Genomic DNA, 1,453 nt, shown 5'->3' on the forward strand with positions numbered 1-1,453 from the left:
GGCTCAGAATGATCCTTATTGCTGGTCGAAGCGTTTCTTATTGCTGGCTCCTACATCTACACTGTTACTAATTTCCTCGCTCGAAAAAGCGATTGCATTCTGGCACTGCGCTCTCGTCCCAAAGGGACACGCACGCGAGCGTTCGCGCAATCGCCCGAATGGTACTGGCACAATCATGCGATCGCCTTCACTGCGAAGAGCGCAATCGCCATGCAGGGCAGTGCGCGATCGCTCTCAAGCGGGCACTCTGTGCCATCGCACAATCGTACCTGCCGTGAGTGGCTCCATGTACTACCGAGTCTAACAGTGTTCTATTTACCTATCACCACACAATATCTGTTCTGAATTCCGCAATCGAAGTAAAAAGTTATATTTATCGTTTCCACTGATGAGTCATGCAGCCGTAAACGTTTGGGCATCTTTGTGGAATGTCAGAAATTGGGATGACGTGCAGGTCAATTTGATGAGGTGGCTTCTTCAGCATTTTTAAAATGCCACATGCGGCTATGTGACAGGGCAAATTATTGAGGTTGATGGCGGGTGGACAGCGTCTTAGAGGAAAAGGAGATAGGGCTTCACGCTTGTACTTTCTCAACTTTCCATCCAGCAGAAGCCCTAATCTTTCCAGTTTTGACAAACGTGAACTACCCACACTTACTCAAAGAGAAGTGTGGGTAGTTCACTTAAAACAAGCTCAATTGAATTGCTTTTTCTCCGATAGTTGTATACTTTCCGCTTTTCATGCCTGTGTCTTGCACTGTGCTATACACTTTTCTTTGATTTAACTTCAGATCGGCTCTTTTTCTTTGTCCCGCCAAGGGACGAAAATAATATTGTGGATGCCTACAACTATCAGATTTCCATAAATAAGAGTAGAAAGCCCCATTGATGAAATAAATATTTCTTTGAGTCAGTAGGGTAGTGTCGCGGACACTTTGGAAATGATACATTATAAAAGCCTCATGCATTGTAATTTGTGCGTAGGTGTGGCGGGTAGGTCATAATCTTTGGTCGGACTCTGAACTCTACCCGCTTCAAAATCTTTTAAAACTCTGGGAACTCTTCCTCATGTTCTTCGACATCAAAGCGCCAAAGCCTTTGATTACTTTCTTCTAGGAAGCGATCGCGCCGCTCATTGAATTGATACTCATATTGCCGTTGGTTCTCTGCACCAAGATACTTCCAGACTGCGAAAACGTGTTTATCTGGTGTCTGTCCCTGCATTTGAGAGTTATTCATCAAGCATCTTGCCGCTGTGGGGTCTTGTTCAAATGCCTTTTGAATCCCACTGTAAGCGTGACAAGTACAAGTAATTCCGTGTGGGGTAAGCTTCAGTTCGTAGAAGTCGCCAGTATTACCCATCGCGATCAATTCATCCCAATCATCGCCAGGTTGGAGTTTGGGTAGAGTCGAGAGGGGGTATTATCCCCCGTCCCTCTCTGTTAGAACCGTA

At 45.5% G+C, this 1,453-nt stretch carries 3 protein-coding genes; 1 reads left to right on the forward strand and 2 read right to left on the reverse strand.

Annotated elements, in window-relative coordinates:
* On the forward strand, positions 1 to 304 hold a 304-nt coding region (locus ACM0OZ_RS48775), incomplete at its 5' end, for a hypothetical protein (RefSeq protein WP_414590147.1).
* 69 nt (positions 305 to 373) lie between these two features.
* On the opposite strand, the gene ACM0OZ_RS48780 is transcribed toward ACM0OZ_RS48775, so the two are convergent.
* Entirely contained in the window at positions 374 to 652 is a 279-nt protein-coding gene (locus tag ACM0OZ_RS48780) for a hypothetical protein (RefSeq protein ID WP_414590148.1), read from the reverse strand.
* A 392-nt stretch (positions 653 to 1,044) separates the two neighbouring features.
* Complete coding sequence (locus tag ACM0OZ_RS48785; protein WP_414590149.1) at positions 1,045 to 1,362, reverse strand: hypothetical protein; 318 nt, start codon at positions 1,360 to 1,362, stop codon at positions 1,045 to 1,047.
* Positions 1,363 to 1,453 lie beyond the last annotated feature (91 nt).

The sequence above is a fragment of the Scytonema sp. PCC 10023 genome (assembly GCF_963920835.1).
GTDB lineage: Bacteria > Cyanobacteriota > Cyanobacteriia > Cyanobacteriales > Nostocaceae > Kalymmatonema.